Below are 5119 nucleotides of genomic sequence, written 5' to 3' on the forward strand. Positions count from 1 at the left end.
GGAGTTAATTAATCAGGGTGCATCTACCAATTAAGCTTCCTGAGAATTCGATCGCAATCCGGACAACCTCAAACTTTCTCCAGCATCACCCTCGATACCGCAAAAAAAAACCCCAAACCAAAATTGGCGGGGAGTTAATTAATCAGGGTGCATCTACCAATTAAGCTTCCTGAGAATTCGATCGCAATCCGGACAACCTCAAACTTTATTCAGCATCACCCTCGATACGGCAAAAAAAAACCCCAAACCAAAATTGGTCGGGAGTTATTTAATCAGGGTGCATCTACTAATTTAGTCTCCGGCCTCACAGCACCTCTTTCAGGACACTTTGGCAGAATTTAGGAGAATTTCTGGCGAGGGGGGCGATCGCTCAAAAAAAAACCCGGCCAAAATTGGTCGGGAGTTAATTAATCAGGGTGCATCTACCAATTAAGCTTCCTGAGAATTCGATCGCAATCCGGACACTTACCACTAAAAACTCACAACTCTTTTCGGTGAACCAGAGTTGCACTCGCTTGGTCTGTCGGAACTAGCAAGATTTCGCTAATATTGACGTGGGGCGATCGCGTCGCGCAAAAATACACGACATCAGCCACATCGTCCGCAGTCAGCGGTGTCAATCCTTGATAGACATTTTTTGCTTTTTCTGAATCGCCGTGAAACCGGACATTGCTAAATTCTGTTTCCACCAAACCAGGCTCTATTTCCGTCACTCGCACGGGTGTTCCTAAAAGGTCTTGTTTTAAGCCTTCGGAAATCGCTCTCACCGCTGCTTTGGAAGCGCAATAAACATTACCTTTCGGATAAGCTTGGCGGCCTGCTATTGAGCCGATATTCACTACGTGGCCGCGGTTTCGGCTTACCATTCCCGGCACGATCGAGCGAGTCATGTAAAGCAAGCCTTTAACATTGGTATCAATCATTTCTTCCCAATCTTGAAAGTTGCCTTCGTGCAGTTTGTCTAAACCACGGCTCAATCCCGCATTGTTAATCAGAATATCAATGTTTTTCCAGGCATCGGGAAGTGCAGCTATCGCGGATTCAACTTGCGGGCGATCGCGCACGTCCAATTCTACCAAATAAATCTCGTTCGCCGATGCAATCAATTTTGTTTCTACAAGTTCGTTTGCTAGTAGATCGAGCTTTTCAAGGCGGCGGGCTGCTAAAATTAGTTTGGCTCCACCTTTGGCGAATATCTTGGCACAGGCTGCTCCAATACCGCTACTCGCACCTGTAATGAAAACAATTTGATTTTGGATAGAAATCATTTTTAATAATCAGGAAGATGTATTAACCGCAGAGGGCGCAGAGGGCGCAGAGAGAGGAAGTAAGAGAAAAAACTGAGTTTTTATTTAGTATAAAATCAAGTCGGGTCAATTAACCATAATTCTTGTAGGGGCTGGTTTACCGGGTTCTCTCATTTGTATTAGAGATTTTACTTAAACCGCCACTACAGAAATTACCCAAATAACCCATAACACCTATTTTATTACTTGACAACCCGCAATCGCACACTAACTGTTGCAATTCCACCTTGTCGCATCAAAACTGCTGAAACCCACAGATTTTCGGGCGTAGCCGGAGCTTTACCTACTTTGAAAATTCCCCCGGAATTTAGCAACTCCAGCTCGACTTCTGAGGGATTAAAAAAAGTTTTTTCGGTAATGGGTTCCTCCAAAACAGTCCCTATTAAAATATCATCGCCGATCGGCTCTCGAACAATGGCATCAAAATGGTACTCTTCGCCCACCTTAACTTGCTCCGGCAAATTCACTTGAATTGTGGGAGGATTTTGGCCAGAAGTAAGCTGAGTTTGTTCGGCTAAAATCTCTTGACTAACTATTTTTTCGCCTTCAAAGCGCTGCTGAGAACGGATGGTAGCTTTGAGACTTAATTCTCTGCCATCCTTTTTTTGAGTGCCGGCAATTGTAGTTATGGTTTCTGCAATAATCGCGCTACCTTCGGTTTTCCAAGATTTGATCTCGGTGCGATAATTTAAACTTGGATATCTCTCCCAGAGTTGGGTGAGGGCTTTTTCCATGATGCGGCTGTTTAAGCCGTCAGAATGAGTGAAACTCGGGCTGTAAAATGCCATGACTGCTTTGACATCGCGCCGGTTGGCCGCTGCGTCAATTTCAGTTAGCACTTTTGTGAGTGGGGCAGGCGCATTGGCAGGGGTTTGGGCGATCGTTTGGGGAGTCGCCCCGATCGCACCGATCGCTCTTGCCGCACCTTGATGCAGCACGCCAGCACTTACCACTGTTAAACATAACAACATTTGAGCGATCGACTGCCCGCAGTTAAAGCCAAAAACGATCGCCTGATCGGCTTTTTTGTCCCGACGGCTGGAAAAATACTCAGATGCACTTGGCACTAAATTCAAAAAATTACGCATTAGGTGATAATTTGGTTATTTGTCAGGAGTCGTGGCGCGGGCAACTGTTCGCCTGCAACGAACACTGACAACGGAAGGACGGACACGGCACAATCTAATTTTAGATTGCTGATTGAAAATTGGCTGAAACTGCCGGAATAATAAGCATAATAATCTAAAACCTCCAATATAAAATCGATTGACCTGTGGAACTTGTACTTGTAAAAGAAACAAAAACCTTGACAAAAGCCCCCCTCCGGTTGTTGGTTGCAGCTAGCGGCACTGGTGGACATTTATTTCCTGCGATCGCCACCGCTAGTCAGTTGAACGACTGTCAGATCGAATGGCTAGGAGTCCCAGATCGCATGGAAACCGAGTTAGTTTCATCCCTTTACCCCCTCCACACGATCGCCGTTGAAGGCTTTCAGCAGCGATTTGGACTAGGTACAGTGCGAATTTTGGGCGGACTCGTCGGCTCGATCCTTCATGTGCGGAAGTTGCTCAAAGCGGGAAATTTTCAGGGAGTCTTTACTACCGGCGGTTACATCGCAGCACCGGCAATTCTAGCGGCTCGCTCTTTGGGTTTGCCGGTGATTCTCCATGAATCTAATGCCATTCCGGGGAAAGTGACGCGCTGGTTTAGTCCTTTGTGCACTGCTGTGGCGATCGGATTTGAAGCAGCAGCCCAGCATTTACCCCGCGCGAAAACCGTGGTTGCTGGTACGCCGGTGCGATCGCAATTCCTCGCCCCCCAACCTCTCAATTTGCCAATTCCTGACAGTGTACCTGTAATTTTAGTCATGGGCGGCTCTCAAGGTGCTGTCGCCGTCAATAAGTTAGTGCGCGAGTGTGCTCCGGCTTGGTTTGATGCCGGTGCTTGGGTGGTTCACCTCACCGGAAATAATGACCCGGATGCCGAGAGTTTGAAACACGAGCAATATTTGTCAATGCCATTTTACGACAATGTGGCGAGTTTGTTGCAGCGAGCAAATTTAGCAATTAGTCGATCGGGCGCCAGTGCCATGACAGAATTAGCAGTGACGGGCGTACCTTCTATTTTAATTCCTTTTCCTCACGCCGCTGACGACCACCAAAGATTTAATGCGGAAGTATTTGCTAAAGCCGGCGCCGCTGTGGTATTCCGTCAAAGCGAACTGACAGCAGAGGTATTGCAAAGCAAAGTGTTGTATTTGTTAAGAGATTCCGAATACTTGGAAAAAATGTCTCAAGCTGCTGCTCAATTAGCGGTGACAGACAGTACAGAACGTTTGGCAAATTTGGTCAGGGAATTGGTAGTACGGTAGGGAGTGTTAAAGTAAATAGGCGATTCCCTTCGGGATAGCTTCGCTTAACGATAATTTGTAACCCGGAGAAAGTCAAATGGCATACAGTGACTTTAATTTAGACAGAGTTTTGAAAACCTTTGACTTAGCTTATTCTGAAATAGTCGAAATCTTCACTCCTGCACCAGAGTTAGAGTACAGCAGATTACTGACAGAAACTTTGCAAGAAAATCTGCCTGTAGCTCTCGGTAGCAATACAGAAAAATCGCGTTCGGAACTGATTATCGCGCCGATTTTAATGGAAGTGAGAAAACTTTTGCACCATCGCGTGAGCTTATTTTCTGGCATTGATTTTACTGTAGATGCTGAAAGAGGGCTGAATGGGAGTTGTGATTTTTTGATAAGTCGATCGCCAGAATTGTTGATTGTAAAAGCCCCAGTCATTGCTATTGTAGAGGCTAAAAAGGAAAACATTAATTCGGGATTGGGACAGTGCATAGCTGAAATGCTAGCAGCTAAAATCTTCAACGAGCGCGAAGGTAATGAGATTACCACAATTTATGGGGCTGTCACTACAGGAGATAGGTGGAAATTCTTAAAACTCGAAGGACAAGCGGTTTTTGTTGAGACAACCGAAACTTTGCTTACCAATTTGGGTAAAATTTTGGGAATTTTAGCATTGGGAATGGACGATCGCGCGCTTAATCCCTAATTATCACCAATATTCAACTTAACAAAGTTAACTACTGATTCTAATCCTTCCTTTGTCTTCAGGTTAGTAAAAACAAAAGGTTTGTCGCCGCGCATTTTTTTCGCGTCCCGTTCCATCACGCCTAAGTCTGCTCCTACATAAGGTGCGAGGTCTGTTTTATTAATTACCAACATATCAGATTTAGTAATTCCTGGGCCGCCTTTTCGTGGAATTTTATCGCCTGCTGCGACATCGATTACGTAAATTGTTAAATCTACTAACTCTGGGCTAAACGTTGCCGCCAAGTTATCGCCGCCGCTTTCGACAAATACTAAATCTAAATCAGTGAATTTTTGTTCTAACTCTTCTATAGCTACTAAGTTAATGGAAGCATCTTCGCGGATGGCTGTGTGGGGACAGCCTCCTGTTTCTACGCCCAAAATGCGATCGCTCTCTAAAGCTTGACTCCGAACCAAAAACTGAGCATCTTCCTGAGTATAGATATCATTAGTAACAACCGCAATCTGGTACTGCTGCCGCAGCGCCTTGCACAAAGCATCCAGTAAAGCAGTTTTCCCCGAACCAACCGGCCCAGCAATTCCTACACGAAAAGCACTCATAATTATTTTGGTAATTGGGCATCGGGCATCGGGCATCGGGCATCGGGCATCGGGCATTGGTTGGGCATAGTTTTTTCCTTCTTCCTTCTTCCTTCTTCCTTCTTCCTTCTTCCTTCTTCCTTCTTCCTTCTTCCTTCTTCCTTCTTCCTTC

At 45.5% G+C, this 5119-nt stretch carries 5 protein-coding genes; 2 read left to right on the top strand and 3 right to left on the bottom strand.

Going from position 1 to position 5119, the window contains the following annotated elements:
- Positions 1-479: 479 nt before the first annotated feature.
- Together QUB08_RS22830 and QUB08_RS22835 are read right to left on the bottom strand one after the other, a co-directional pair.
- Entirely contained in the window at positions 480-1268 is a 789-nt protein-coding gene (locus tag QUB08_RS22830; protein WP_333227373.1) for an SDR family oxidoreductase, read from the bottom strand.
- A 221-nt stretch (positions 1269-1489) separates the two neighbouring features.
- Positions 1490-2395 (bottom strand): nuclear transport factor 2 family protein, encoded by a 906-nt coding sequence (locus QUB08_RS22835; RefSeq protein ID WP_333227375.1) that lies wholly within the window; start codon positions 2393-2395, stop codon positions 1490-1492.
- Between the two features lie 218 nt (positions 2396-2613).
- Between QUB08_RS22835 and murG the strand changes: the two genes are divergently transcribed.
- Both murG and QUB08_RS22845 read left to right on the top strand, forming a co-directional pair.
- A complete protein-coding gene (gene murG, locus QUB08_RS22840; RefSeq protein WP_333227377.1) occupies positions 2614-3678 on the top strand; it encodes an undecaprenyldiphospho-muramoylpentapeptide beta-N-acetylglucosaminyltransferase in 1065 nt (354 codons plus the stop codon).
- 76 nt (positions 3679-3754) lie between these two features.
- The gene (locus tag QUB08_RS22845; protein ID WP_333227379.1) at positions 3755-4369 is read left to right on the top strand and encodes a hypothetical protein; all 615 of its coding nucleotides are present in this window, start codon (positions 3755-3757) and stop codon (positions 4367-4369) included.
- On the opposite strand, the gene ureG is transcribed toward QUB08_RS22845, so the two are convergent.
- A complete protein-coding gene (gene ureG, locus QUB08_RS22850) occupies positions 4366-4968 on the bottom strand; it encodes an urease accessory protein UreG (protein WP_333227381.1) in 603 nt (200 codons plus the stop codon). The genes QUB08_RS22845 and ureG overlap by 4 nt on opposite strands.
- Between the last annotated feature and the right edge of the window lie 151 nt (positions 4969-5119).

Origin of the sequence: Microcoleus sp. BR0-C5 (assembly GCF_036705045.1) — a bacterium.
Lineage (GTDB): Bacteria > Cyanobacteriota > Cyanobacteriia > Cyanobacteriales > Microcoleaceae > Microcoleus.

Bases quoted from the DNA above. Each gene is read 5' to 3' on its own strand.
- QUB08_RS22830 (WP_333227373.1), bottom strand. From the start codon at position 1,268: ATGATTTCTATCCAAAATCAAATTGTTTTCATTACAGGTGCGAGTAGC.
- QUB08_RS22835 (WP_333227375.1), bottom strand. From the start codon at position 2,395: ATGCGTAATTTTTTGAATTTAGTGCCAAGTGCATCTGAGTATTTTTCC.
- ureG (WP_333227381.1), bottom strand. From the start codon at position 4,968: ATGAGTGCTTTTCGTGTAGGAATTGCTGGGCCGGTTGGTTCGGGGAAA.
- QUB08_RS22845 (WP_333227379.1), top strand. From the start codon at position 3,755: ATGGCATACAGTGACTTTAATTTAGACAGAGTTTTGAAAACCTTTGAC.